The sequence below is a fragment of the Pseudomonas cavernae genome, from assembly GCF_003595175.1.
Lineage (GTDB): Bacteria > Pseudomonadota > Gammaproteobacteria > Pseudomonadales > Pseudomonadaceae > Aquipseudomonas > Aquipseudomonas cavernae.
The window spans coordinates 4,534,313-4,557,298 of the sequence record NZ_CP032419.1 but is presented as its reverse complement, the minus strand read 5'-3'; the positions used below and the strand labels follow the sequence as shown (position 1 = coordinate 4,557,298).

The window sequence follows — 22,986 nt, the reverse complement described above, 5'->3', positions numbered from 1 at the left end:
CGCCGGGCGCGCGGGTCTGACAGAAGCATTGCCGCACGACTCGCGTTAAACTGCGCGCGATTTTTCTTCCTTTCTGGAGCCTCTCCATGTCCCGCGTTACCCTCAGTCGCTATCTGATCGAGCAGACCCGCTGTAACAACACCCCGGCCGATCTGCGCTTCCTCATCGAAGTGGTGGCGCGCGCGTGCAAGGAGATCAGCCACGCGGTGTCCAAGGGCGCGCTGGGTGGCGTGCTCGGCAGCATGGGCACCGAGAACGTGCAGGGCGAGGTGCAGAAGAAGCTCGACGTGCTGTCCAACGAGATCCTCCTGGAGGCCAACGAGTGGGGCGGCCATCTGGCCGGCATGGCCTCCGAGGAAATGGACAACGCCTACCAGATCCCCGGTAAGTACCCGAAAGGCGCCTACCTGCTGGTGTTCGACCCGCTGGACGGCTCCAGTAACATCGACGTCAACGTCTCGGTCGGCACCATCTTCTCGGTGCTGCGTTGCCCGAACGGCTGCGTCAGCCAGAACGATGCCCTCGGCGAGGAAGCCTTCCTCCAGCCGGGCACCCAGCAGGTCGCCGCCGGCTACGCCATCTACGGCCCGCAGACCATGCTCATGCTGACCCTCGGCGACGGCGTCAAGGGTTTCACCCTCGACCGCGAGCTGGGCAGCTTCGTGCTCACCCACGACGACATCCGCGTGCCGGAAAGCACCGCCGAATTCGCCATCAACATGTCCAACCAGCGCCACTGGGAAGCCCCGGTCAAACGCTATGTCGACGAGCTGCTGGCCGGCAAGGACGGCCCGCTGGGCAAGAACTACAACATGCGCTGGATCGCCTCGATGGTCGCCGACGTGCACCGCATCCTCACCCGCGGCGGCATCTTCATGTACCCGCGCGACGCCCGCGAGCCCGGCAAGCCCGGCAAACTGCGGCTGATGTACGAAGCCAACCCGATGTCCTTCATCATCGAGCAGGCCGGCGGTGCCGCCACCAACGGCCAGCAACGCATCCTCGACATCCAGCCGGACTCCCTGCACCAGCGCGTGGCGGTGTTCCTCGGCTCGAAGGAAGAAGTCGAGCGCGCCACCCGCTACCACCTGGCATAAGCCATGTCCGCCGCCTGGCAGCCACTGCTCGACTGGTGGTTCGGCCCCCTGACGAGCGCCGCCGAGGTGGCGGCGCAGCGCAGCGGCCTGTGGTTCGGCAAACGCGCCAGCCAGGACGCCGAGGCGCGTGAGCGTTTCGGCGCCTGGGTCGAGCAGGCGCTGGCGGGCGGCCTCGAGGAGTGGACGGCCGAGCCGCAGGGCTGGCTGGCGCTGATCCTGCTGCTCGACCAGCTGCCACGGATGATCCACCGCGATAGCCCGCAAGCCTTCGCCGGCGACGCGCGCGCCCAGGCGCTGGTCGCCACCGGTCTCGCCCAGGACCGCGAGACGGCGCTGGCGCCGATCCAGCGGGTGTTCATCCTGCTGGTGCTCGAACATGCCGAAGATCTGGCGCTGCAGGAGCAGGCGGTGCAGCGCTATCAGGCGCTGCGCGACGCCGCGGACCCGGCCGAACAGCCGCTGTTCGCCGATTTTCTCGACTATGCCGAGCAACATCGGCGGGTGATCGCCCGCTTCGGCCGCTTCCCCCACCGCAATGCGCTGCTCGGCCGCGTCTCGAGCGCGGAAGAACTCGCCTTCCTGCAGGAACCTGGCTCGCGTTTCTGACTCCAAGGGCTGATGCGGCAACTGGCTATGCTCAGCTTGTCGTCCCTGTCCCTAAGGAGTTCGTCATGCCATTGCGTCGTTTCGCCCTGCTGTCGTTGTGCGTGCTGTTGGCCGCCTGCAGCAAGCTCAATCAGGAAAACTACTCGAAACTCAAGACCGGCATGGCCAAGGCCGAGGTCGAAACCTTGCTCGGCAGCCCGACCGAGTGCTCTGGCGCGGCCGGCTTCAGCAGCTGCACCTGGGGCGATCAGCAGACCTTCATCAGCGTCCAGTACGCCGGCGACAAGGTGTTGATGTTTTCCGGCAAGGGCCTGAAGTAAGGAGTCGAGCATGCGCAAGTTTCTAGCATTATGCGCCGTGCTGGTCCTGGCCGGCTGCGCCAATTCCGGCACCGGCCCGGTGCCGCCGAAGACCGTCGACAAGGTCAACCTGCAGCGCTACCAGGGCGCTTGGTACGAGTTGGCGCGCCTGCCGATGTTCATCCAGCGTGACTGCGCGCAAGCCGAGGCCCACTATCGGCTGCAAGACGATGGCAGCCTCGCGGTCACCAACCGCTGCCGCAATGCCGAGGGCGAATGGCTGCAGGCCGACGGCCGCGCCGAGCCGCAGGAGAAGGGCGAAACCAACAAGCTGTGGGTGCGCTTCGACAACTGGTTTTCCTCGCTCGCCCCGGGCCTGAGCAAGGGCGAATACTGGGTGCTGTACCTGGACAAGGACTACCGCACCGCGCTGGTCGGCAACCCCGATCGCGACTACCTGTGGCTGCTGTCGCGCGAGCCGCAGGTGACGCCACAGGTGCGCGAGAAACTGCTGGACGAGGCGCACCATCGCGACTACGACACCAGCAAGCTGATCTGGCGCACCCCGGACGAGCAGATCGGCAAGCGCTGAGAACCTGTCTCGGATCTGCTGCGCGTCGGCCAAACGGCGTTAAAAATGGCTTCGGAATGCTCATTTACAACTCGTAAACTCCGCTTCCTCAGCCGTTTTTGCCTTGTTTGACTCTAGCTCGCGAGATCCGGAACAGGTTCTGATAGCGCTCCGCTACGGCTATTGCCAGTCCAGTCGGTAGGATGGGTTGAGCGTAGCGATACCCATCGGCGCTGCAACGATGGGTATCGGCGCTACGCTTCTCAACCCATCCTACGGTTCACTGCCAGTCCAGGCGCGCCAACTTCCATTCGTCGGCGTCGTCCTGCCACCACTCCAGCTTGACCCGATAGTGCCGGGCGCTATCGGGGATCAGTCCCTCGGCGCCGCTCAGGACCACCTCGGCGTCGGTATGGCCCTTGTCGAGGTAGATCGGGTCGAGCCGGTTGCTCTGGCTCAGGGCGATCACCTTGATGTGCTGATGGCGCAGGAACAGCAGGGTCATGGTGCGTTGCGCCCAGGCGCGGTCCTGGCCCGCCTGGGCGCGGAAGTCGTCATGCAGTTGCTCGAGCACCGCGCTGGTCTGTTTCGCCTCGAGGTTGTCCTGCAGTTGCTGCACCGCAGTCTCCAGGGCGACCTGCGGATCGTCGTCGGCGCAGCCACCGAGCAGGGTGAGGATCAGCCACAGCGGCAGGACAAATCGGCGTGCCGACATGCTCAACTCCTGTTTCATGGTTATGATGCCCGGCAGGACATTTCCGCGGGGCCTGGGCGGCACCGTACGAGCAGATTCGGGAGCGCGCTATGCAGACTTTGTATCCGGAGATTAAGCCTTACGCCCGCCATGAGTTGGCCGTGGAGGCGCCGCACGTCCTCTATGTGGACGAGAGCGGTTCGCCGGAGGGCTTGCCGGTGGTGTTCATCCACGGCGGCCCGGGGGCCGGCTGCGATGCCGCCAGCCGCCGCTACTTCGATCCGACCCTGTACCGCATCATCACCTTCGACCAGCGCGGCTGCGGGCGCTCCACCCCGCATGCGAGCCTGGAGAACAACAGCACCTGGCACCTGGTCGCCGACCTCGAGCGCATCCGTGCGCACCTGGGCATCGACAAGTGGGTGCTGTTCGGCGGTTCCTGGGGTTCGACCCTGTCGCTGGCCTACGCCCAGAGCCATCCCGAGCGGGTGCTGGCGCTGATCCTGCGCGGCATCTTCCTCTGTCGGCCGCAGGAAATTCACTGGTTCTATCAGGAGGGCGCCAGCCGGCTGTTCCCCGATTACTGGCAGGACTACCTGGCGCCGATCCCCGCCGACGAGCGCGGCGATCTGGTCAGCGCCTTCCACAAACGTCTCACCGGCGCCGACCAGATCGCCCAGATGCATGCGGCCAAGGCCTGGTCGACCTGGGAAGGGCGCACCGCCACGCTGCGTCCCAATCCACAGGTGGTCGACCACTTCAGCGAGCCGCAGCGGGCGCTGTCGATCGCGCGCATCGAGTGCCATTACTTCATCCATAACGCCTTCCTCGAGCCCGACCAGTTGCTGCGTGACATGCACAAGATCGCCCATCTGCCCGGGGTCATAGTGCATGGCCGTTACGACGTGGTCTGCCCGCTGGACAACGCCTGGGCGCTGCACCAGGTCTGGCCGAACTGCGAGCTGCAGGTGATCCGCGACGCCGGCCACGCCGCCGCCGAACTGGGCATCACCGACGCCCTGGTGCGCGCCGCCAACCAGATCGCCCGCAAGCTTCTCGACCTGCCGCCGGAAGAAGTATGAAAGCCCTGATTCAGCGCGTGCGCAGCGCGCGGGTGGACGTCGCCGGGGAGTGCGTCGGTGCCATCGACCAGGGCTTGCTGGCGCTGATCGGCGTCGAGCCGCAGGACGATCCGGCCCGCGTCGCCAAGATGCTGCAGCGGCTGCTCAACTACCGGGTGTTCAGCGACGCCGAGGGCAAGATGAACCGCTCGCTCAAGGACATCGGTGGTGGCCTGCTGCTGATCTCGCAGTTCACCCTCGCCGCCGATACCAACAGCGGCCTGCGCCCGAGCTTTTCCACCGCGGCACCGCCGGCCCAAGGCGCCGAACTGTTCGACGCGCTGGTGACGCTGGCCCGCCAGCAGCACCCGCAGGTGGCTACCGGCCGCTTCGGTGCCGACATGCAGGTGCAGCTGATCAACGACGGCCCGGTGACCTTCCTGCTGCAAGTCTGAGTTGACCTGCAGGTCGTCTGCTGGCGCGTCTCTTGCCTTTTGTCGACTCGCCATCTTTGCTGATGCCAGTTAGCATGCGCCGCACATTTTTGCCGGTGGGCGCCGCGCGCCCACGTCCCCTTTGCCCAATCGAGGATTCGCCATGAAGAAATTTCTCGCCACCCTGCTGCTTTCCGCCTGCGCCCTGAGCGGCCTGGCCCACGCCGGGATGATCGACGACGCGGTCAAGAGCGGCACCCTGCGCGTCGGCATGGACCCGACCTACATGCCGTTCGAGATGACCAACAAGCGCGGCGAGATCATCGGCTTCGAAGTCGACCTGCTGAAAGCCATGGCCAAATCCATGGGCGTCAAGCTGGAGCTGGTGTCCACCAGCTACGACGGCATCATCCCGGCGCTGCTGACCAACAAGTTCGACATGATCGGCTCGGGCATGACCCTGACCCAGGAGCGCAATCTGCGTCTGAACTTCTCCGAACCCTTCATCGTGGTCGGCCAGACCCTGCTGGTGCGCAAGGAGCTGGCGGACAAGATCAAGTCCTACAAGGACCTCAACGACGCGCAGTACCGCATCACCTCGAAGATCGGCACCACCGGCGAGATGGTCGCCAAGAAGCTGATCGCCAAGGCCCAGTACCACGGCTTCGACAACGAGCAGGAAGCGGTGATGGACGTGGTCAATGGCAAGGCCGACGCCTTCATCTACGACGCGCCGTATAACGTGGTGGCGGTGAACAAGGCCGGCGCCGGCAAACTGGTCTACCTGGATGAGCCGTTCACCTACGAGCCGCTGGCCTTCGGCCTGAAGAAGGGCGACTACGACAGCCTCAACTGGATCAACAACTTCCTCAACCAGATCCACCATGACGGCACCTACGAGCGTATCCACGCCAAGTGGTTCAAGAAGACCGAGTGGCTGAAAGAGATGGAGTAAGCCGTTCGGCTACGCTTCAAGACTCGACGCGCAGGCCCGGCCTGCGCGTTTGCATTTTAGGGAAACCGACCCGTGGCTAAACCGAAACACGCCCAGTGGCCCTGGCATCTGCTCACCGGCCTGATCCTCATCGCCCTGGCCTACGCCCTGTGGTTCTCGACTTCGCTGATCTCCTACGAGTGGCGCTGGAGTCGGGTGCCGCAGTATTTCGCCTATCAGGCCGAAGAAGCGCAACGCGCGCCCGATTACGCCAGCGTCAAGGCCATCGCCGAGCAAGGCGAGCAGGCCCTGGTGACCCTGGCCAACGAGAGCGGCGGCGAGACGCAGCTGAGCGTCGCCAAGGACAGCCTCAAGGTCGCCCCGGGCGATGACGTCAGCGAAGGCGACGAGATCGGCGTGACCCGTCATTGGGCGGCCGGCCCGCTGCTCTGGGGGCTGTGGACCACGCTGTGGCTGTCCGTGCTGTCCGGCGCCTGTGGCCTGCTGATCGGCCTGGCCACCGGCCTCTGCCGGCTGTCGAAGAACTCGACCCTGCGCGACCTGTCGACCGTCTATGTCGAACTGGTGCGCGGCACGCCGCTGCTGGTGCAGATCTTCATCTTCTACTTCTTCATCGGCACGGTACTGAACCTGTCGCGCGAGTTCGCCGGGGTGGCGGCGCTGGCGCTGTTCACCGGCGCCTATGTCGCCGAGATCGTCCGCGCTGGCGTGCAGTCGATCGCCAAGGGCCAGAACGAGGCGGCCCGCTCGCTGGGCCTGACCGCACCGCAGACCATGCGTCACGTGATCCTGCCGCAGGCGTTCAAGCGCGTGCTGCCGCCGCTGGCCGGGCAGTTCATCAGTCTGGTCAAGGACACCTCGCTGGTCTCGGTGATCGCCATCACCGAGCTGACCAAGAGCGGCCGCGAGGCGATCACCACCTCGTTCTCGACCTTCGAGATCTGGTTCTGCGTGGCGGCGCTGTACCTGGTGATCAACCTGCCGCTGTCGCAAATCGCCAACCGCCTGGAACGGAGGCTCGCGCAAAGTGATTGAAGTCCGTGATCTGGTAAAAGTCTTCGATGCCCGCGGCCACGAGGTGCGCGCGGTGGACAACGTGTCGACCTCGGTGGCACGCGGCGAGGTGCTGGTGGTGATCGGTCCGTCCGGTTCCGGCAAGTCGACCTTCCTGCGCTGCCTCAACGGCCTGGAGGAGCTCGATTCCGGCTCGGTGAGCATCGACGGCCTCGACCTGGCCAACCCGAAGACCGACGTCAATGCCTACCGCCGCGAAGTCGGCATGGTGTTCCAGCACTTCAACCTGTTCCCGCATATGACCGTGCTGGAGAACCTGTGCCTGGCGCAAAAGGTGGTGCGCAAGCGCGGCAAGGCCGAACGCGAGGACAAGGCGCGCGCGCTGCTGGCCAAGGTCGGCATCGCCCAGAAGGCCGACGAATTCCCCTCGCGCCTGTCCGGCGGCCAGCAGCAGCGGGTGGCCATCGCCCGCGCGCTGTGCATGGAGCCGAAGGTGATGCTGTTCGACGAACCGACCTCGGCGCTCGACCCGGAAATGGTCGGCGAGGTGCTCGACGTGATGAAGCAGCTGGCCGTGGAAGGCATGACCATGGTCTGCGTCACCCACGAGATGGGCTTCGCCCGCGAAGTGGCCGACCGCGTGCTGTTCTTCGATCACGGCAAGCTGCTCGAAGACGCCCCGCCGGCGCAGTTCTTCGCCCAGCCGCGGGACCCGCGCGCGCAGGCCTTCCTCAAGCAGGTGCTGTAAGAGCCTGTTGATGATCTGCTGCACGTCGGCCATACCGCGTTGAAGTCGGGCTCAGCAAGCCGCTTGCGGCTAACGCGCTTCAGCGCGGCCCGGAGGGCGAGTGAAACGAGTACTGCTCATTTACAACTCGTAAACTGTGCGTCTTCGCCCGACTTCGCCTTGTCTGACCTTAGCTCGCGAGATCCTAAACAGGCTCTAAGCAGGACGCCGGCGTAGGGTGGGGTAGTCGTAGGGTGGAAAACCGCGAAGCGTTTGCCACCCCAAAAGGCCGGTGGATGTGCTGCGCGACATCCACCCTACATTGCTGTAAGCGCTTGCAGGGGGGAGCTCATCCTGCGACGCGCTCAATGCCAAGTATGGCCCTGGGCCGCCTGCAGTTCGTTCTCCTCCAGCCAGTCCAGGGCCAGTTCGCGCAGGCGCGCGGCCTCGAAGGCATACCAGGCCTCCAGCAGCTGCGGATAGGCCAGCAGCGCATGCTTGAACGCGCGAAACGGCTTGCGCCTGGCGAGGGCGTGCTCCAGCACGGCGTAGGCGTGCGGATCGCCGACTTCGACCAGGAACTCCTGCATCAGCGCCAAGGCTTGGCCGGGGCTGAGCGGGTCGATCAACAGAAAACGTTCCGGCTCGGCCTGCAGCAAGGCCTCGAGTTCGGGGTCGGCATCCTCGACGGGAATCAGCGCGACCTTGCCGCTGAGCAGGTCCAGGTAGTGGTCAAGCCCGGCGGTATTCAGGGCAAAGGCCAGTTCGTCGAGATCGATAGTCAGCGGGCGCATGGCCGGTTCCCCTGCAATGGCTTACCCGCTGATCCTACCCCTATCGGCGTTACAGGCGGAAGCCGTTGACCAGCGCCTGCAGTTCGCCGCCCAGGCGCGCCAGCTCGGTGCTGGAGGCGGCGGTCTCCTCGCTGGCCGCGGCGGTCTGTTCGGAGATGTCGCGCACGCTGATCACGCTGCGGTTGATCTCCTCGGCCACCGCGCTCTGTTCCTCGGCGGCCGCGGCGATCTGCAGGTTCATCGCCTGAATGCTCGACACCCGCTGGTTGATGCTGGCCAGCGCGTCGCCGGCCTTGCGCGCCAGTTCGACGGTGCGCCCGGCCAGCTCGCGGCTGCTGTCCATGCGGCTGGCGGCCTGCTGGGTACCGCTGTGCAGGCCGGCGATCAGCTCTTCGATTTCCTCGGTGGATTTCTGCGTGCGCTGCGCCAGGCCGCGCACCTCGTCGGCGACCACCGCGAAGCCACGCCCGGCCTCACCGGCGCGCGCCGCCTCGATGGCCGCGTTGAGCGCCAGCAGGTTGGTCTGCTCGGCGACCGACTTGATCACGTCGAGCACGCTGCCGATCTTCGCGCTTTCCTGCTTGAGCTGTTCCATGGCGTTGGCCGAGCTCTGCACCTCGGCGGCCAGGCGGTCCATCTGCGCGATGGCGTCGCTGACCACACGATCACCCTGGCTGGCTTCGCGATCGGCTTCCGCGGCGGCCTCGGAGGCCTGCTCGGCGTTGCGCGCGACTTCCTGCACGGTGGCGGCCATCTCGTTCATCGCGGTGGCGACCTGGTCGGTCTCGACCTTCTGACTGTTGACCCCGGCACTGGTCTGTTCGGTGACCGCGGAAAGCTGTTCGGCGGCGCTGGCGATCTGCGTCACGCCGTCGTGGATGCGGCCGACCAGCTCGCGCAGGCTCAGGGTCATGCGCTGCATCGCCTGTTGCAACTGGCCGAGTTCGTCGCGGCGGTTGGCGCGTACGTCCTGGCTGAGGTCGCCGGACGCGATACGGTTGGCGGCGGCCAGGGTGTCGTTCAGCGGTGCGACGATTTGCCGGGTGATCGTCCAGGCGGCGCCGATGCCCAGCAGCAGGGCCAGGGCCACGCCGAGGCTGATCAGCAGACGGGCGTGCTCGGCGGCGGCGTCGCGCTTGGCGGCCTGACGGTCGCTCAGCTCATCGCTCAGTCCTTCGATCTGTCCGCCGAGCGACACCATGGTTTCGCGCGCCGCCAGGCTGGCGTCGATCTCTCCGGAGAACGAGGCGAGGGTCGCCCGATAGGTCGCCAGCGCTGCTGCGGACTCGTCCAGTTCGGCTTCATGGCCGCTGCCGACCTGGCCGCGCAGGCTGCGCAGGGCTTCGATGGTCTGGTCGACGGCGCCGAGGGCGGCGGCCTTGTGCGCCTGATTGTCGCCACTGGTATAGGTGGAGGCCTGGAAGCGCGCCTGCACCACCTGGCGGCCGAACTGGGCAAAGGTATGCAGGTCGTGCAGGCGCTGCTCGATCGCGCCGCCAGCGTCGTTGATGATGTCCTGCTCGACCTTGACGATGCTGTCGGCGACCGCCGTCGCCTGTTGGATCAGGTTCTGCCGCGCACTTTCGCGATTGTCGAAGGTCTTCATCAGCGCGGCGAAGCTGCGACGATAGTCGTCGATATGGCCGCTCAGCTTGTCCAGGAGCTGACGATCCTGCGGGTCGGTTAGGCGGCCGAGTAGCTGCTGGTTGTGCTGATCCAGCTTGTCGAGGGTCTGCAGCACCGCCTCGCGGTCTTCGGCCTCGCGGCTGGACTGGTAGCTGAGGCGGTGAATGCGCAAGTCCTTGGCCAGCAGATTGAGCTGGGACAGACTGGCGAGCTTGTCGCCGCGCTCGATGATAGTGCTCATGTTGAGCCAGCCGATCAGGGCGACCATCAGGGTCAGCGCCAGGACGATGCCGAAACCAAGCGCCAATTTTCGGTTAACGCTGACGTTGCCCAGCGCGTCGGTGAGCCAGTTGAACATTCCATTTCTCCAGCAAGAACGAGGCGCTCCGTTTGGTCGGTGGCGCGCTTCTTTAATCGACCATTCGGTCGACTTTCTTAGGCGTTGACGTCAACCGCTCGTCGCTTGGAACGCCCGTGCTTGCTGGTTGCGGCCTATTTCGTCAGGGTCTCGGCGATGAAGTCGAGGCGGTCCTGGCCGAAGAACAGCTCGCCGTCGACGAAGAAACTCGGCGCGCCGAACACGCCGCGGCCGATGGCTTCCTCGGTGGTGGCCTTGAGGCGTTCCTTGACCGCCTCGTCACCGATCCGTCGCTCGAAGTCGGCGGGATCGAAGCCGGCGGCGGCGAGCACTTCGGCGACCACTTCGGGGCGGCCCATGGGCTTCTCGTCGACCCACATGGCCTGGAAGATCGCCGCCAGGTAGGCGTGGAAGCGCGGGTCGTCCTGGTAGCCGGCGGCGCCGCGCATCAGGTGCAGGGTGTTGATCGGGAAGTAGGGGTTGAAGCGCAGCGGCACGCCGTAGCGCTTGGCGAAGCGCGCCAGGTCCTGGTTCATGTAGCGGCCCTTGACCGGAATCTCGGCCGGCGACTGGTTGCCGGTGGCCTTGAACACGCCGCCGAGCAGCAGTGGCCGCCAGACGATGGTCGCACCGGCTGCGGCGGCAATCTTCGGCAGCTGGGTCCAGGCCAGGTAGGAGGTCGGGCTGCCGAAGTCGAAGAAGAATTCCACGGTCTTGCTCATCTTGTTGTCCTTGTCGCGGGGAAATAGGGGCGGCTTAGAGCCTGTTCAAGGTCACTCCGGTGACCGCTCCGTGTCGGCGTAATGGTGGATAAGCAAAGCGTTATCCACCCTACAAAGTCTGAACGTTGGCGTAGGGTGGAAATCTGCGAAGCATTTTCCACCGACGGGCAATGACAGGTGCTGGTCTCACGAGACATTGAACAGGTTCTTAGAAGGTTTCCGTCCAGGGGCGCAGATCCAGCTCATGCACCCAGCAGTCGCGCGGCTGGCGATGCAGTTGCCAGTACTGCTCGGCGATATGCTCGGGGTTGAGGATGCCGTCCTGTTCCTTGAGTTGGTAGCGCTCGGGGAAGTTGTCGCGGATGAAGGCGGTGTCGATGGCACCGTCGATCACCGGGTGGGCGACGTGGATGCCTTGCGGGCCCAACTCGCGGGCCATGCTCTGGGCCAGGGCGCGCAGGGCGAACTTGGCGCTGGCGAAGGCGGCGAAGCCGGCGCGGCCACGCAACGAAGCGGTGGCGCCGGTGAAGATGACTGTGCCGCGGCCACGCGGCAGCATCACCTTGGCCGCCTCGCGGCCGGTGAGGAAGCCGGCCAGGGTGGCCATCTCCCAGACCTTGCGGTAGACCCGCTCGGTGGTTTCGGTGATGGAGAACTGCACGTTGGCGCCGATGTTGAACACCACCACTTCCAGCGGGCCGACTTCGCTCTCGATGGTCTGGAACATCTCCAGCACCTGCTCTTCCACCCGCGCGTCACAGCCGAAGGCCCGCGCCTGGCCGCCAGCGGCCTGGATTTCCGCGACCAGCGGCTCCAGCTTGTCGGCATGGCGTCGCGCCACGCAGGCGACATAACCCTCGCGGGCAAAGCGCTTGGCGATCGCCCCGCCGGTGGCATCGCCGGCTCCCACTACCAGTACCGCCTTGCGTTTGGCCATGGCCGTTCCTCCGCGTTGTGGTTTGTCAGTTCCATTTTGGAACCTGCCTAGAATAGTCAGTTCCTTTTTAGAACCTGTCAAGCTAGAGTAGCGCCATTACCTGACGGAGGACCGGCCATGCGCTGGGAGGAACTCGATCAACAACCCTGTTCGCTGTCGCGCACCCTGGCAGTGGTCGGCGACCGCTGGACCCTGCTGGTGCTGCGCGAGGCCTTTCTCGGCGTGCGCCGTTTCGAGGATTTTCAGCAGCGCCTGGGCATCACCCGTCATGTGCTGGCCGACCGTCTGAAGACGCTGGTGCAGGCGCAGGTGCTGGACAAGGTCGCCTATCAGGAGCGCCCGCGCCGCGAGGAGTACCGCCTGACCGCGCGCGGCCACGAGCTGTACCCGGCGATCCTGGCGCTGGTGAACTGGGGCGACCGCCACCTCAGCGGTGCCGAGGGCGCGCCGATCCGCCACATCCACAAGGGCTGCGGGCAGCATATGCACGGCGTGCTGGTCTGTTCGGAATGCGGCGAGCCGTTGCGGCCGCAGGATGTCGATCTCAACGAGGCGCCGGAGTACCGCGGGCAGCTGCTGCCGGCGCACTGGCATGCGCGAGGCCGGGGTTAGGGCGCGCTACGGTTCGGATTGCGCGCCGGGTGGCTCTGTAGGCTGGCGTTGAGCGTGGCGATACCCAGCATGCGGGCGTCCGGGCGGCGGAAGATGGGTATCGCTGCGCTCAACCCATCCTACGGAAAGCGGGCCGAGGCTCAGAACAGTCGTGCCAATAGCACCGGAACGGCGGTCTCGACGCGCAGGATGCGCGCGCCGAGCTGCACAGGCTGTAGGCCGGCCTCGCGCAGCTTGTCCACCTCGTAGGGAATCCAGCCGCCTTCCGGGCCGATGGCCAGGGTCACCGCCTGTTCCACTGCGCGCGGGCAGGGCGGGTAGTCGCCGGGGTGGCCGACCAGGCCGAGGGTCTCCGCGGCGATGGCCGGTAGGCGGTCTTCGACGAATGGCTTGAAGCGCTTCTCGATGAGCACCTCGGGCAGTACCGTATCGCGCGCCTGTTCCAGGCCGAGGATCAGCTGCTCGCGAAGCGCCGCCGGTTCGAGGAAGGGCGTCTGCCAGAAGCTCTTTTCCACCCGATAGCTGTTCAGCAGCACCAGCCGCGGCACGCCCATGGCGGCGACGGTCTGCAGGATGCGCTTGAGCATCTTCGGCCGCGGCAGGGCCAGCAGCAGGGTCAGCGGCAGCTTGGCCGGTGGCGGCTGGTCGAACTGCAGCTGCAGCTCGGCTTCCGTGGCGTCCAGGCGCAACAACGTGCCGCTGCCCATCAGGCCGTTGAGGCGGCCGACGCGCAGGCGGTCACCGCTGGCGGCCTGATGCACCTCGTGCAGGTGCTTGAGGCGGCGGTCGCGCAGGATCGCCCGGTCCGCCGCGACGAAGTCGGCGTCTTCCAGCAGCAGCAGGTTCACGGTTGCACGGCGGGCGGCTGGTCTTCCGGCGGCTCGTCGGCCTGCTCCTCGCCGCGCTTGCGCACCAGGCTGCCGGCGAGGATGCCAAGCTCGAACAGCAGCCACATCGGCACCGCCAGCATGGTCTGCGAGAAGATGTCCGGCGGGGTGAGGACCATGCCGACCACGAAGCAGCCGATCACCACGTAGGGGCGGATCTTGCGCAGGTAGGCGACGTCGACCACGCCGATCCAGATCAGCAGCACCACCGCCACCGGAATCTCGAAGGCCACGCCGAAGGCGAAGAACAGGGTCATGACGAAGTCGAGGTAGCTCGAGATGTCCGTCATCATCGCCACGCCTTCCGGCGTCACGCTGGCGAAGAAGTGGAAGATCATCGGGAACACCAGGAAGTAGGCGAAGGCCATGCCGCCGTAGAACAGGATGATGCTGGAGACCAGCAGCGGCACGGCGATGCGCTTCTCGTGCTTGTACAGGCCGGGGGCGATGAAGCCCCAGATCTGGTGGAGGATCACCGGCATGGCGAGGAACAGCGCCACCACCATGGTCAGCTTGAACGGGGTGAGGAACGGCGAGGCGACGTCGGTGGCGATCATCGTCGCGCCTTCCGGCAGGTACTGGCGCAACGGCGCCGACACCAGGGTGTAGATCTTCTGGGCGAAGTAGAACAGCCCGGCGAAGATCAGGAACACCGCCGCCACGCAGCGCAGCAGACGGGTACGCAGTTCGGTGAGGTGCGAGACCAGCGGCATTTCCTGGTCGAGTTCCGGCTTCTGGTCGCTCATGGGGTTCGCGGCGGTTGTTGCAGGTCGGGGCTGGGCGCGGTTTGGCCGGCCTCAGGACTCGTCGGGCTGGCGGGTACGGCGGTTTCAGGCGCGGCCGCAGCGGCGCTGGCCGGCCCGGCGGACTCGGCGGTAGCGGGCGGCGGTGCGATCAGGTTCTTGGCCTGCTGTTCGAGGGCCATGATGTTCTCGTTGTGCAGCTGCCGGCGAATCTCGTCGGCACCGATCTCGCGCTCCACTTCCTGCTTGATCGCATTGAAGCTGCGCTTCAGCCGGCCGATCCACAGTCCGGCGGTACGTGCCGCACCAGGCAGGCGCTCGGGGCCGAGCACCAACAGGGCGATCAGGCCGACCAGCAGTAGTTCGCCGAAGCTGATCCCGAACATGACTCAGTCCTTGCGCGCCGGCTCTTCGACCTTCTGCGCCTGGGCATCGATGGTGTGCGGCGGGTTCAGCGGCGCGCCTGGTTGCACCGGCGGCTCGGCGGGTTTGTTCTCTTCCTCGTTCATCGCCTTGCGGAACCCCTTGATGGTTTCGCCGAGGTCGGAGCCGAGGTTCTTGAGTTTCTTGGTGCCGAACACCAGGACGACGACGATCAGAATGACGACCCAGTGTTTCCAGTCAAAAATGCCCATGCTGTTTTCCTCTGTGACTGCGTTAAGCCGAAGGGTTGCGGGCGGCCTTCTCGGCGTGCCCGGACAGCCCGAAGCGCCGATCCAGTTCGTCCAGCACCGCCTGCGGATGCTGGCCGAGGGCGGCGAGCATGACCAGGCTGTGGAACCACAGGTCGGCGGTTTCGTAGATCAGGTCGCTGCTGTCGCCACTGACGGCGGCATCCTTGGCGGCGAGGATGGTTTCCACCGCTTCCTCACCGAGTTTTTCCAGAATCTTGTTCAGGCCCTTGTGGTACAGGCTGGCCACGTAGGAGCTGTCGGGGGCGGCGCCTTTGCGCGCTTCGAGCACTTCGGCCAGGCGGGTGAGGGTGTCACTCATGCGGGTGGCCTCCCTGATAGATGGCGTGCGGGTCCTTGAGCACCGGGTCGACGGTTTGCCAAGCGCCGTCGGCGTAGACCCGATAGAAGCAGCTCTCGCGGCCGGTATGGCAGGCGATGCCGCCGAGCTGCTCGACCAGCAGAATGACCACGTCGGCGTCACAGTCAAGGCGCAGCTCGTGGAGTTTCTGCACATGGCCGGACTCCTCGCCCTTGCGCCACAGTTTGCCGCGTGAACGCGACCAATAGATGGCGCGCTGTTCGGTGGCGGTCAGGGTCAGCGCCTCGCGGTTCATCCAGGCCATCATCAGCACGCGGCCGGTCTTATGGTCCTGGGCGATCGCCGGCACCAGGCCGTCGCTGTTCCAGTTGATGTCATCGAGCCAATCAGTCATCGGTACTTCCGCCCGGGTGGGCCTTGGAGGGCAGGGGCAGAGACGTCGCTTCCCCTGCGGGTCAGTGCGTTATCGGCAGTGCTAATAGATTCTGCCAAGTGTGCCAGTCGCGGCGCTGACTGGCTATCGGCGCAGGATCAGATACAGCCCGGCCGCGCCCATCAACCACACCGGCCAGGCGCTCAGACTGATAAGCGCGCCAGTGGCAGCGGCCACGGCGGCGCTGCCGGCCAGCAGCGCCGCGCCGGTCAGGCGCAGAGCCCAGGCGTCGCGGCCTGCGTGGATGGGCGCCGGCGCGGCTGCGGCAGGCGGCTGCGACAGGCGCTCGAGCAGGTCGCGGGTCATGTTGGCCAGGTGCGGCACCTGCTCGACCTGGCTCTGCAGGTTGTGCAGCAGCTGCTTGGGGCTGACCCGTTCGCGCATCCAGCGCTCGAGGAACGGCGCCGCGGTGCTCCACAGATCGAGGTCGGGATACAGCTGGCGGCCCAGGCCCTCGATGTTCAGCAGGGTCTTCTGCAGCAGCACCAGCTGCGGCTGGATCTCCATGTTGAAGCGCCGCGCGGTCTGGAACAGGCGCAGCAGCAACTGGGCGAAGGAGATGTCCTTCAGCGGCCGCTCGAAGATCGGTTCGCAGACGGTGCGGATCGCCGCCTCGAAATCGTTGACCCGGGTTTCCGCCGGCACCCAACCGGAATCGATGTGCAGTTGCGCGACCTTGCGGTAGTCGCGCTTGAAGAAGGCGATCAGGTTGCGCGCCAGGTAGTCCTGGTCCTCGGGGGTGAGGCTGCCGACGATGCCGCAGTCGATGGCTATGTACTGCGGGCTCCAGGGCGTGCGGGTGCTGACGAAGATGTTGCCGGGGTGCATGTCGGCGTGGAAGAAGCTGTCACGGAACACCTGGGTGAAGAAGATTTCCACGCCGCGTTCGGCCAGCACCTTCATGTTGGTGCGCTGGTCGGCGAGGCTGGCCAGGTCGGTCACCGGCACGCCGTAGATGCGCTCCATCACCAGCACCTTGGGCCGGCACAGGTCCCAATACACCTGGGGCACGTAGAGCAGTGGAGAACCCTCGAAGTTGCGCCGCAGCTGGCTGGCGTTGGCCGCCTCGCGCAGCAGGTCGAGCTCGTCGTAGATGGTCTTCTCGTAGTCGCTGACCACTTCCACCGGGTGCAGGCGCCGCGCTTCGGTGGAGATGCGTTCGGACAGCTTGGCGAGCAGGAACAGCCAGGCGAGGTCGGCGCGGATCACCGGCCTGAGGTTCGGGCGGATCACCTTGATCACCACTTCCTCGCCGCTCTTCAACTGCGCGGCATGCACTTGGGCGACCGAGGCCGAAGCCAGTGGCTGGCTGTCGAAGCGGGCGAACAGGCTGCTGACCTTGGCGCCCAGCTGTTCCTCGATCAGCGCCAGCGAGTGCTCGGGATCGAAGGGCGGGACTTGGTCCTGCAGCTTGGCCAGCTCGTCGGCGATGTCCGGCGGCAGCAGGTCGCGGCGGGTCGACAGCAGTTGGCCGAACTTGATGAAGATCGGCCCGAGGTCCTGCAGCGCCAGGCGCAGGCATTCGCCGCGGGTCAGTTGCAGCGGCTTGCGCGGCAGCCAGCGCCAGGGCAGGGCGAAGCGCAACGCGGCGAGCCACCAGGGCAGCGGCAGGCTGAACAGCAGGTCGTCGAGGCGATAGCGGATGACCACATTCTGGATACGCAGCAGACGGCGGACGGCAAGCAGCTTCATGCGGGATCGCTGGGTTGGAGTTTGATGGAGAGTAGTTCGATGCGGGCGTCGAGGCGGTCGAGAGCCAGCTTGAGCCGATCCAGTTCGGCGAAGCGTGCCTCGGCTTCCGCTTGACCGACCAGGCTGCGCGATTCCTCGCTGAGGAAGTCGGTGAGGCTCAGGCGCAGGCTGTCGAGGCCATGGCCGAGCAGGCGCGCGCGCAGCTTCAGGTGGCCGGCGAGCAGCTGGGTGGCGAGTGGGCCGAGCCAGCGCGACAGCTCGTATTCCCAGTCCAGCTCGAGGTCCTGGAGGATGCCGGCGAGTTCCAGCAGCAGCGCGCTGTCACCGTCCAACTCGACCTCTGGACTGTGCAGCACGGCGCTCTTGTCCTTGCTCAGGGCCAGGCGCAGCAGGCTACCGGCCGGCGCGCGCAGGCGGCAGTCGGCGGGCGCCTCCCAGTGCGCGGCAAGTTGCAGACCATCACCTGAGGGTAGGATGAACAGCTGCACGGCCGGGCTCTGGCAGTCGACGGCGATGACCCGGCCGCTCAGCGCATCGAGCCGCGGCAGGGCCGTGGCGTCCAGGCGCAATACGCGATTGAGGCCGAGCTCGACGCCGGCCAGCACGGCCTGGGTCAGCATCAGGGCTTGATGCCGCGATGCAGGGCGACGATGCCGCCGGTCATGTTGTGGTAGCTGACGCGGTCGAAGCCGGCCTCGACCATCATCGCCTTCAGGCTTTCCTGGTCCGGGTGCATGCGGATCGACTCGGCCAGATAGCGGTAGCTGTCGGCGTCGTTGGTGATCAGCTTGCCCATCAGCGGCAGCAGGCTGAAGGAGTAGGCGTCGTAGGCCTTGGCCAGCAGGCTGCTGGTCGGCTTGGAGAATTCCAGCACCAGCAGGCGCCCGCCCGGCTTGAGCACCCGCAGCATGGAGCGCAGGGCGTCGTCCTTGTGCGTCACGTTGCGCAGGCCGAAGGCGATGGTCACGCAGTCGAAGTGGTTGTCGGGGAACGGCAGCTTCTCGGCGTCGGCCTGGACGAAGCTGACATTGCCGGACACGCCGCTGTCGAGCAGCTTGTCGCGGCCGACCATGAGCATCGAGGCGTTGATGTCGGCCAGCACCACCTCGCCGGTCGGGCCGACCAGGCGCGAGAACTGGCGGGTCAGGTCACCGGTACCGCCGGCGATGTCGAGCACGCGATTGCCCGGACGCACGCCGGACAGCTCGATGGTGAAACGCTTCCACAAGCGGTGCACGCCGGCGGACATCAGGTCGTTCATCAGGTCGTACTTGGCCGCCACCGAATGGAACACCTCGGCGACCTTCCCGGCCTTCTGGCTTTCCGGCACGTTCTGGTAACCGAAGTGGGTGCTAGGTTCGGCATCGCTGCCTTTGCGCGGATCGTTCATATCGCTGCCACCGAAAGAAAGTGCCGGCCATTCTAATCCCGCGGGCCTGCTTTGTCTTGGCGGCCCGCCGGGCCTGCTGGCGGCGGGCCTGATATAGTCGCGTGACCACCGGCCGCAGTCAGGAGTCCGCCATGGCCCGCATCAACGTCGAACGTTCCCATTCCCTCGGCCGCGCCGCCGCCCGCGCCAAGGCCGAACAACTGGCCGAGCGCCTGGCCAAGGAATATCAGGTCAGCTACCGCTGGAACGGCGACACCCTGGAGTTCAAGCGCAGCGGCGCCGACGGCAAGATCGAAGTCGGTGAGGACCGCGTGCGTGTCGAGCTGAAGCTGGGCTTGCTGCTGTCGGCCATGAGCGGGCCGATCAAGCGCGAGATCGAGCAGACCTTGGACGAGAAGCTCGCTTGAGAGCCGACTTTCGTGACTAGTATGTGAATTCTAATTTTCCCCGCTACCTTGCCCTCAAGCCTGCAATCCGTGGGCGTTTGCTCAAACTTGAGAACGTGAGGTGCAGCATGTCGAAAGTCGCCGTGAAGAAGAAAGTGGCAAAAGTCGCCAGCAAATCCACCCTGCTGACCGATGTCAAACACTACGGCCGGCAGATCTGGCTGGCGGGTCTGGGCGCTTATGCCAAGGCCGGGCACGAAGGTGCCGACTACCTGAAGGAGCTGGTCAAGGCCGGCGAGTCGGTAGAGAAGCAAGGCAAGAAGCTGGTGACTGAACAAGTCGAAGCCGCCAACAGTCAGATCGATGTGGTCAAGAGCAATGTCACCAGCATCAAGGACAAGGTCGAAAGCCGCTTCGACAAGATCGAGAAGGCCTTCGATGAACGTGTCTCCGGTGCCCTCAATCGCTTCGGTATCGCCTCGCGGCAGGACGTCGAAACACTCTCTGCTAAGCTGGATGTGTTGAACGAGTTGCTCGCACGCGTGGCTAAGACTCAATAAGGAGAGCGGGATGGTTGCTAAAAAGAAAACCGAGAAACCAGGCAGCTCCTGGATTGGCGAGGTTGAAAAATATTCTCGGCAAATCTGGCTGGCTGGATTGGGTGCTTACTCGAAGGTCAGCAAGGACGGCAGCAAGCTGTTCGACACCTTGGTGGCGGACGGCGAAAAGGCCGAGAAGCTGGCCAAGACCGGAGTCGACAAGCAGTTCGGTGCGGTGAAGTCCTCGGCCAAGTCGGCCAAGTCCAAGGTCACCGAAATGAAAGGCTTGGCCCTGGGTAAGTGGGAGGAGCTGGAAGAGGCCTTCGACAAGCGTCTGAATAGCGCCATCTCGCGTCTGGGTGTACCGAGTCGCAATGAGGTCAAGGATCTGCACGGCAAGGTGGAGGCTCTGACCAAGCAGATCGAGAAGCTCACCGGGGTTTCCGCCAAGTCGGTCAAACCGGCAGCGAAAGCAGCGGCCAAACCGGCGGCCAAGGCTGCAGCGAAACCGGCTGCGAAAGCGCCCGCCAAACCGGCCGCCAAGGTTGCAGCCGCCAAGCCCGCAGCGAAGCCAGCCGCCAAGCCGGCGGTTAAACCTGCCGCCAAGGCCGCGGGCAAGCCCGCTGCGAAACCGGTCGCCAAACCTGTTGTCAAAGCGGCGGCGAAACCGGCAGCCAAGCCAGCGGCCAAACCTGCGGCTAAGCCGGCCGCCAAGGCTGCCGCGAAACCGGCAGCCAAGCCGGCCGTGGCCGCGGCGGTGACGCCGGCGGCTCCGGCTCCCGCAGCTGCTGCGACTCCTGCTTCGGCTCCGACCGCAGCGCCGACGACGCCTGTCACTCAGTCCTGAGTGCTTCAGGAGCGAGAACGCCCGGCCTAGCGCCGGGCGTTTGCGTTTCAGGCTTGCAGATAACGCAGCGCTAGTTGCTCGGCGGCCTGCCGCGAGTCGGCGGTCAGGTGCGGGGTGACCAGCATCATCACCTGGTACACCACTATCCGGCTTTCACCGTCGGTGCCGAGGATGCGCTGGTAGTCGAGGGAGAACAGCAGGGTCAGGGTGATCTGCTCGACCAGCAGGCCGAGGGCCCGGGTATCGCTGGTCAGCTGCCGCTCGGCCTTCAGGCGCGCGAGCAGGGCGGCGAGGGTGCGCTTGAGGGCGTTCAGCCAGCTGCGGATGCCGCGCGCCAGTTTCGGCAGGCGCCCGGCCAGGTTGGACAGGTCCTGGAACAGGAAGCGGTACTGCGCCAGGCGCTCGACGATCAGGTGCAGGAACAGCCAGTAGTCCTCGGCGCCCAGGCGCGCGTCGGCGGGCGGGTCGAGCAGCGGCGCCATTTCTTCCTGGAAGCGGGCGAACAGCTCGAGCACCAGCGGCTCCTTGCCGTGGAAGTGGTAGTACAGGTTGCCGGGGCTGATATCCAGTTCGTTGGCGATCTCCAGGGTGGAGACGTTGGGCTCGCCGAGCTGGTTGAACAGCAGCAGGGCACACTCGAGGATGCGGTCGCGGGTCTTCATGCCATGATCTTGTGGTGGCCGCCGATGGCCAGAAGGTAACTGGTCGGATGACCGCCGACCAGGCGTGGCCACTGCTGTTCAGCGCACATGCACATAGGTGCCGGGCGCGGCTTCCATCGCCGGGTAGCGGGCGTTGCCGATGCTCAGTTGGGTTTCGCGCTGCTCGCCGGCGCGCGCCTGGATCCAGTTCAGCCACTCGGGCCACCAGCTGCCGGCGCTCTGCTTGGCGTCGTAGTACCAGGCGCGCGGGTCGGCGCTGAGCTTGGCGTTCTCGATGAAGTTGGCCTTGGGGTTGCCCGGCGGGTTGAGAATGGCCTGGATATGCCCGGCGTTGGACAGCACGAAGCGGCGTTCGCCGCCGAGCAGCAGGGTCGAGCGGTAGACCGCGTCCCAGGGGGTGATGTGGTCGTTGATGCCGGCGATGCTGAAGCTGTCGACCGTGACCTTCTGCAGGTCGATCGGCGTGCCGCACACCTCCAGGCCGCCGGGATGGGTCAGCGGATTGTGCTTGAACAGGTCGAGCAGGTCGCCGTGCAGGGCGGCCGGCAGGCGGGTGTTGTCGTTGTTCCAGTAGAGGATGTCGAACGCCGGTGGCTGCTTGCCGAGCAGGTAGTTGTTGACCCAATAGTTCCAGATCAGGTCGTTGGGGCGCATCCAGGCGAAGATCCGCGCCATGTCGCGGCCGTCCAGCACGCCTTGCTGATAGGAGCGACGCTTGGCTGCCTCGAGGGTCTGCTCGTCGGCGAACAGCATTGCCGGGCTGTCGATCTGGCAGTCCAGCAGGCTCACCGCATAGGTGGCGCTGGCGACCTTGCGCAGCTGGCGCTTGGCTTGCAGGTGGCCCTGCAGCGCGGCCATGGTCAGGCCACCGGCGCAGGCGCCCAGCAGGTGCACATCCTTGCTGGCGGTAATGCTGCGGCACACGTCCAGTGCCTCCTCCAGCGCCTGCACATAGGTCGACAGGCCCCATTCGCGATGCCGCGCATCGGGGTTGCGCCAGCTGACCATGAATACCTGCAGACCGTTCTTCAGCGCGTACTGGACGAAGCTCTTCTCGGTGCTGAGGTCGAAGATGTAGAACTTGTTGATCTGCGGCGGCACGATCAGCAGCGGCTTGAGGTATTGCTTCTCGCTCAGCGGTCGGTATTGGATCAGTTCCAGTAGCTCGTTGCGGAACACCACCGAGCCGGCGGTGGTGGCGAGGTTCTTGCCGACCTCGAAGGCCTGCTTGTTCACCTGACTGGGTAGGCCGTGGTTGTGCAGCAGGTCGTCGTACAGGTGGCGGGCCCCTTTGATCAGGCTGCCGCCGCCGCTGTTGAACAGCTCCTTGAGCGCCAGCGGGTTGAGCGGGCTGTTGGACGGCGCCAGGGCGTCACCGATCAGGCTGGCGATGAACTGCGCGCGGGCGCGGTCGTCGGGGTTGGGGGTGCTCTCGTCGATCCATAGCGTGAGTTGTTTCTGCCAGGCCAGGTAGGCCTGCAGGCTGCGGCGGTAGAAGGGGTTGAGGCTCCAGGCCGGATCGGCGAAGCGGGCGTCGCTCGGGTGGGGCTGGTACGGCGTGTCGCCGAGCAGCACGCGGCCGAGCTGTTTGCCCAGGGCCAGGGCGTGCTTGGTGTTGCGCAGCGGATGCTGCATACCCTGCAGGGTCAGGCCGCGGACGGTGGAGAATAGATCGCGCCCGCGCAGGCCGACCACGGCATTCTGGACATTCATCAAGGTGGCGGGGGTGGGCAGGGAAGTCGCAGCAGATTTATCGCGCATAGAAACAACACTCCGTCATCAAGCCAGAAAAGGAGCAACGTCATGGGGCAAGCAGCAAGGCTTGTACCAATGCTCGCCGGATAAGCATTCCAGACTGCCGCGCGAAGTTTTCGAAGGTGTTACACAGAGGCTCAGGGCGGGTCAAA

Annotated in this window: 28 protein-coding genes and 2 pseudogenes; 13 read left to right on the top strand and 17 right to left on the bottom strand. The window is 65.6% G+C overall.

From position 1 onward, the window contains the following. Nucleotides 1-86: 86 nt before the first annotated feature. The 4 genes from D3880_RS20715 to D3880_RS20700 all read left to right on the top strand — a co-directional run bounded on the left by D3880_RS20715 (nt 87) and on the right by D3880_RS20700 (nt 2,594). A complete protein-coding gene (locus D3880_RS20715) occupies nt 87-1,097 on the top strand; it encodes a class 1 fructose-bisphosphatase (RefSeq protein ID WP_119895304.1) in 1,011 nt (336 codons plus the stop codon). Between the two features lie 3 nt (nt 1,098-1,100). Continuing rightward, complete coding sequence (locus D3880_RS20710) at nt 1,101-1,703, top strand: DUF924 family protein (RefSeq protein WP_119895303.1); 603 nt, start codon at nt 1,101-1,103, stop codon at nt 1,701-1,703. 65 nt (nt 1,704-1,768) lie between these two features. After that, nucleotides 1,769-2,023, top strand: coding sequence for an outer membrane protein assembly factor BamE domain-containing protein (bamE, locus tag D3880_RS20705; RefSeq protein ID WP_119895302.1), 255 nt, complete (start codon nt 1,769-1,771; stop codon nt 2,021-2,023). A gap of 10 nt (nt 2,024-2,033) precedes the next feature. After that, nucleotides 2,034-2,594 (top strand): lipocalin family protein, encoded by a 561-nt coding sequence (locus D3880_RS20700; RefSeq protein ID WP_119895301.1) that lies wholly within the window; start codon nt 2,034-2,036, stop codon nt 2,592-2,594. A gap of 259 nt (nt 2,595-2,853) precedes the next feature. Here D3880_RS20700 and D3880_RS20695 read toward each other — a convergent pair whose 3' ends face one another. Then, nucleotides 2,854-3,288 (bottom strand): hypothetical protein, encoded by a 435-nt coding sequence (locus D3880_RS20695; RefSeq protein WP_119895300.1) that lies wholly within the window; start codon nt 3,286-3,288, stop codon nt 2,854-2,856. An 89-nt stretch (nt 3,289-3,377) separates the two neighbouring features. On the opposite strand from D3880_RS20695, the gene pip reads away from it, so the two are divergent. From pip to D3880_RS20670, 5 genes are all read left to right on the top strand, one after another. After that, nucleotides 3,378-4,349, top strand: a complete 972-nt coding sequence (gene pip, locus D3880_RS20690; protein WP_119895299.1) for a prolyl aminopeptidase — start codon at nt 3,378-3,380, stop codon at nt 4,347-4,349. Next, on the top strand, nt 4,346-4,783 hold the full coding sequence (gene dtd, locus D3880_RS20685; RefSeq protein WP_119895298.1) for a D-aminoacyl-tRNA deacylase: 438 nt from the start codon (nt 4,346-4,348) through the stop codon (nt 4,781-4,783). Before pip ends, dtd begins: the two co-directional genes overlap by 4 nt. A gap of 142 nt (nt 4,784-4,925) precedes the next feature. Next, complete coding sequence (locus D3880_RS20680; protein ID WP_119895297.1) at nt 4,926-5,717, top strand: transporter substrate-binding domain-containing protein; 792 nt, start codon at nt 4,926-4,928, stop codon at nt 5,715-5,717. 72 nt (nt 5,718-5,789) lie between these two features. Further along, entirely contained in the window at nt 5,790-6,752 is a 963-nt protein-coding gene (locus D3880_RS20675) for an amino acid ABC transporter permease (protein ID WP_119895296.1), read from the top strand. Further along, on the top strand, nt 6,745-7,479 hold the full coding sequence (locus tag D3880_RS20670) for an amino acid ABC transporter ATP-binding protein (protein ID WP_119895295.1): 735 nt from the start codon (nt 6,745-6,747) through the stop codon (nt 7,477-7,479). Before D3880_RS20675 ends, D3880_RS20670 begins: the two co-directional genes overlap by 8 nt. A 344-nt stretch (nt 7,480-7,823) precedes the next feature. On the opposite strand, the gene D3880_RS20665 is transcribed toward D3880_RS20670, so the two are convergent. From D3880_RS20665 to D3880_RS20650, 5 genes and pseudogenes are all read right to left on the bottom strand, one after another. Then, entirely contained in the window at nt 7,824-8,252 is a 429-nt protein-coding gene (locus tag D3880_RS20665) for a UPF0158 family protein (protein WP_119895294.1), read from the bottom strand. A 49-nt stretch (nt 8,253-8,301) separates the two neighbouring features. Further along, a pseudogene (locus D3880_RS23480) lies at nt 8,302-8,901 on the bottom strand (methyl-accepting chemotaxis protein); the annotation flags it as partial. Nucleotides 8,902-9,204: 303 nt separating this feature from the next. Beyond that, a pseudogene (locus D3880_RS23475) lies at nt 9,205-10,146 on the bottom strand (methyl-accepting chemotaxis protein); the annotation flags it as partial. A 224-nt stretch (nt 10,147-10,370) separates the two neighbouring features. After that, a complete protein-coding gene (locus D3880_RS20655) occupies nt 10,371-10,958 on the bottom strand; it encodes a 2-hydroxychromene-2-carboxylate isomerase (RefSeq protein ID WP_119895292.1) in 588 nt (195 codons plus the stop codon). 208 nt (nt 10,959-11,166) lie between these two features. Next, a complete protein-coding gene (locus tag D3880_RS20650) occupies nt 11,167-11,895 on the bottom strand; it encodes an SDR family oxidoreductase (protein ID WP_119895291.1) in 729 nt (242 codons plus the stop codon). Between the two features lie 117 nt (nt 11,896-12,012). Between D3880_RS20650 and D3880_RS20645 the strand changes: the two genes are divergently transcribed. Continuing rightward, nucleotides 12,013-12,507, top strand: coding sequence for a winged helix-turn-helix transcriptional regulator (locus D3880_RS20645; protein WP_119895290.1), 495 nt, complete (start codon nt 12,013-12,015; stop codon nt 12,505-12,507). A gap of 140 nt (nt 12,508-12,647) precedes the next feature. Here D3880_RS20645 and D3880_RS20640 read toward each other — a convergent pair whose 3' ends face one another. The 9 genes from D3880_RS20640 to ubiE all read right to left on the bottom strand — a co-directional run bounded on the left by D3880_RS20640 (nt 12,648) and on the right by ubiE (nt 18,645). Continuing rightward, nucleotides 12,648-13,355 (bottom strand): 16S rRNA (uracil(1498)-N(3))-methyltransferase, encoded by a 708-nt coding sequence (locus tag D3880_RS20640; protein ID WP_119895289.1) that lies wholly within the window; start codon nt 13,353-13,355, stop codon nt 12,648-12,650. Further along, the gene (gene tatC / locus D3880_RS20635; protein ID WP_119895288.1) at nt 13,352-14,140 is read right to left on the bottom strand and encodes a twin-arginine translocase subunit TatC; all 789 of its coding nucleotides are present in this window, start codon (nt 14,138-14,140) and stop codon (nt 13,352-13,354) included. The genes D3880_RS20640 and tatC overlap by 4 nt, the downstream gene beginning before the upstream one ends. Then, a complete protein-coding gene (gene tatB / locus D3880_RS20630) occupies nt 14,137-14,523 on the bottom strand; it encodes a Sec-independent protein translocase protein TatB (RefSeq protein ID WP_119895287.1) in 387 nt (128 codons plus the stop codon). Before tatB ends, tatC begins: the two co-directional genes overlap by 4 nt. Nucleotides 14,524-14,526: 3 nt before the next feature. Beyond that, the gene (locus tag D3880_RS20625) at nt 14,527-14,772 is read right to left on the bottom strand and encodes a twin-arginine translocase TatA/TatE family subunit (protein ID WP_119895286.1); all 246 of its coding nucleotides are present in this window, start codon (nt 14,770-14,772) and stop codon (nt 14,527-14,529) included. Nucleotides 14,773-14,794: 22 nt separating this feature from the next. Next, nucleotides 14,795-15,130 (bottom strand): phosphoribosyl-ATP diphosphatase, encoded by a 336-nt coding sequence (locus D3880_RS20620; RefSeq protein ID WP_119895285.1) that lies wholly within the window; start codon nt 15,128-15,130, stop codon nt 14,795-14,797. Then, nucleotides 15,123-15,524, bottom strand: coding sequence for a phosphoribosyl-AMP cyclohydrolase (gene hisI / locus D3880_RS20615; RefSeq protein WP_119895284.1), 402 nt, complete (start codon nt 15,522-15,524; stop codon nt 15,123-15,125). Before hisI ends, D3880_RS20620 begins: the two co-directional genes overlap by 8 nt. 123 nt (nt 15,525-15,647) lie before the next feature. Beyond that, nucleotides 15,648-17,255: a ubiquinone biosynthesis regulatory protein kinase UbiB gene (gene ubiB, locus D3880_RS20610; protein ID WP_119895283.1), complete on the bottom strand. Its 1,608-nt coding sequence runs from the start codon at nt 17,253-17,255 to the stop codon at nt 15,648-15,650. Beyond that, a complete protein-coding gene (locus D3880_RS20605; RefSeq protein WP_119895282.1) occupies nt 17,252-17,875 on the bottom strand; it encodes a ubiquinone biosynthesis accessory factor UbiJ in 624 nt (207 codons plus the stop codon). Before D3880_RS20605 ends, ubiB begins: the two co-directional genes overlap by 4 nt. Further along, nucleotides 17,875-18,645 carry a bifunctional demethylmenaquinone methyltransferase/2-methoxy-6-polyprenyl-1,4-benzoquinol methylase UbiE gene (gene ubiE, locus D3880_RS20600; protein WP_119895281.1) on the bottom strand — a complete coding sequence of 257 codons (771 nt, stop codon included), beginning with the start codon at nt 18,643-18,645 and terminating at the stop codon, nt 17,875-17,877. The genes D3880_RS20605 and ubiE overlap by 1 nt, the downstream gene beginning before the upstream one ends. Before the next feature lie 131 nt (nt 18,646-18,776). Here ubiE and D3880_RS20595 point away from each other — a divergent pair, with 131 nt between their 5' ends. The 3 genes from D3880_RS20595 to D3880_RS20585 all read left to right on the top strand — a co-directional run bounded on the left by D3880_RS20595 (nt 18,777) and on the right by D3880_RS20585 (nt 20,417). Then, the gene (locus tag D3880_RS20595; protein ID WP_119895280.1) at nt 18,777-19,052 is read left to right on the top strand and encodes a polyhydroxyalkanoic acid system family protein; all 276 of its coding nucleotides are present in this window, start codon (nt 18,777-18,779) and stop codon (nt 19,050-19,052) included. 107 nt (nt 19,053-19,159) lie between these two features. Next, nucleotides 19,160-19,591 carry a phasin family protein gene (locus D3880_RS20590; RefSeq protein WP_119895279.1) on the top strand — a complete coding sequence of 144 codons (432 nt, stop codon included), beginning with the start codon at nt 19,160-19,162 and terminating at the stop codon, nt 19,589-19,591. A 10-nt stretch (nt 19,592-19,601) separates the two neighbouring features. Continuing rightward, entirely contained in the window at nt 19,602-20,417 is an 816-nt protein-coding gene (locus D3880_RS20585) for a phasin family protein (RefSeq protein ID WP_119895278.1), read from the top strand. Nucleotides 20,418-20,464: 47 nt separating this feature from the next. Here D3880_RS20585 and D3880_RS20580 read toward each other — a convergent pair whose 3' ends face one another. Both D3880_RS20580 and phaC read right to left on the bottom strand, forming a co-directional pair. Continuing rightward, nucleotides 20,465-21,079, bottom strand: coding sequence for a TetR/AcrR family transcriptional regulator (locus D3880_RS20580; RefSeq protein ID WP_119895277.1), 615 nt, complete (start codon nt 21,077-21,079; stop codon nt 20,465-20,467). Nucleotides 21,080-21,157: 78 nt separating this feature from the next. Then, nucleotides 21,158-22,840: a class II poly(R)-hydroxyalkanoic acid synthase gene (phaC, locus tag D3880_RS20575; protein ID WP_119895276.1), complete on the bottom strand. Its 1,683-nt coding sequence runs from the start codon at nt 22,838-22,840 to the stop codon at nt 21,158-21,160. Nucleotides 22,841-22,986: the final 146 nt, after the last annotated feature.

Excerpts from the sequence above, each read along its gene's own strand:
- D3880_RS20715 (WP_119895304.1), top strand. The coding sequence starts at position 87 with ATGTCCCGCGTTACCCTCAGTCGCTATCTGATCGAGCAGACCCGCTGT.
- D3880_RS20710 (WP_119895303.1), top strand. The coding sequence starts at position 1,101 with ATGTCCGCCGCCTGGCAGCCACTGCTCGACTGGTGGTTCGGCCCCCTG.
- bamE (WP_119895302.1), top strand. The coding sequence starts at position 1,769 with ATGCCATTGCGTCGTTTCGCCCTGCTGTCGTTGTGCGTGCTGTTGGCC.
- D3880_RS20700 (WP_119895301.1), top strand. The coding sequence starts at position 2,034 with ATGCGCAAGTTTCTAGCATTATGCGCCGTGCTGGTCCTGGCCGGCTGC.
- D3880_RS20695 (WP_119895300.1), bottom strand. The coding sequence starts at position 3,288 with ATGTCGGCACGCCGATTTGTCCTGCCGCTGTGGCTGATCCTCACCCTG.
- pip (WP_119895299.1), top strand. The coding sequence starts at position 3,378 with ATGCAGACTTTGTATCCGGAGATTAAGCCTTACGCCCGCCATGAGTTG.
- dtd (WP_119895298.1), top strand. The coding sequence starts at position 4,346 with ATGAAAGCCCTGATTCAGCGCGTGCGCAGCGCGCGGGTGGACGTCGCC.
- D3880_RS20680 (WP_119895297.1), top strand. The coding sequence starts at position 4,926 with ATGAAGAAATTTCTCGCCACCCTGCTGCTTTCCGCCTGCGCCCTGAGC.
- D3880_RS20665 (WP_119895294.1), bottom strand. The coding sequence starts at position 8,252 with ATGCGCCCGCTGACTATCGATCTCGACGAACTGGCCTTTGCCCTGAAT.
- D3880_RS20655 (WP_119895292.1), bottom strand. The coding sequence starts at position 10,958 with ATGAGCAAGACCGTGGAATTCTTCTTCGACTTCGGCAGCCCGACCTCC.
- D3880_RS20650 (WP_119895291.1), bottom strand. The coding sequence starts at position 11,895 with ATGGCCAAACGCAAGGCGGTACTGGTAGTGGGAGCCGGCGATGCCACC.
- D3880_RS20645 (WP_119895290.1), top strand. The coding sequence starts at position 12,013 with ATGCGCTGGGAGGAACTCGATCAACAACCCTGTTCGCTGTCGCGCACC.
- tatC (WP_119895288.1), bottom strand. The coding sequence starts at position 14,140 with ATGAGCGACCAGAAGCCGGAACTCGACCAGGAAATGCCGCTGGTCTCG.
- tatB (WP_119895287.1), bottom strand. The coding sequence starts at position 14,523 with ATGTTCGGGATCAGCTTCGGCGAACTACTGCTGGTCGGCCTGATCGCC.
- D3880_RS20625 (WP_119895286.1), bottom strand. The coding sequence starts at position 14,772 with ATGGGCATTTTTGACTGGAAACACTGGGTCGTCATTCTGATCGTCGTC.
- D3880_RS20620 (WP_119895285.1), bottom strand. The coding sequence starts at position 15,130 with ATGAGTGACACCCTCACCCGCCTGGCCGAAGTGCTCGAAGCGCGCAAA.
- hisI (WP_119895284.1), bottom strand. The coding sequence starts at position 15,524 with ATGACTGATTGGCTCGATGACATCAACTGGAACAGCGACGGCCTGGTG.
- ubiB (WP_119895283.1), bottom strand. The coding sequence starts at position 17,255 with ATGAAGCTGCTTGCCGTCCGCCGTCTGCTGCGTATCCAGAATGTGGTC.
- D3880_RS20605 (WP_119895282.1), bottom strand. The coding sequence starts at position 17,875 with ATGCTGACCCAGGCCGTGCTGGCCGGCGTCGAGCTCGGCCTCAATCGC.
- ubiE (WP_119895281.1), bottom strand. The coding sequence starts at position 18,645 with ATGAACGATCCGCGCAAAGGCAGCGATGCCGAACCTAGCACCCACTTC.
- D3880_RS20595 (WP_119895280.1), top strand. The coding sequence starts at position 18,777 with ATGGCCCGCATCAACGTCGAACGTTCCCATTCCCTCGGCCGCGCCGCC.
- D3880_RS20590 (WP_119895279.1), top strand. The coding sequence starts at position 19,160 with ATGTCGAAAGTCGCCGTGAAGAAGAAAGTGGCAAAAGTCGCCAGCAAA.
- D3880_RS20585 (WP_119895278.1), top strand. The coding sequence starts at position 19,602 with ATGGTTGCTAAAAAGAAAACCGAGAAACCAGGCAGCTCCTGGATTGGC.
- D3880_RS20580 (WP_119895277.1), bottom strand. The coding sequence starts at position 21,079 with ATGAAGACCCGCGACCGCATCCTCGAGTGTGCCCTGCTGCTGTTCAAC.
- phaC (WP_119895276.1), bottom strand. The coding sequence starts at position 22,840 with ATGCGCGATAAATCTGCTGCGACTTCCCTGCCCACCCCCGCCACCTTG.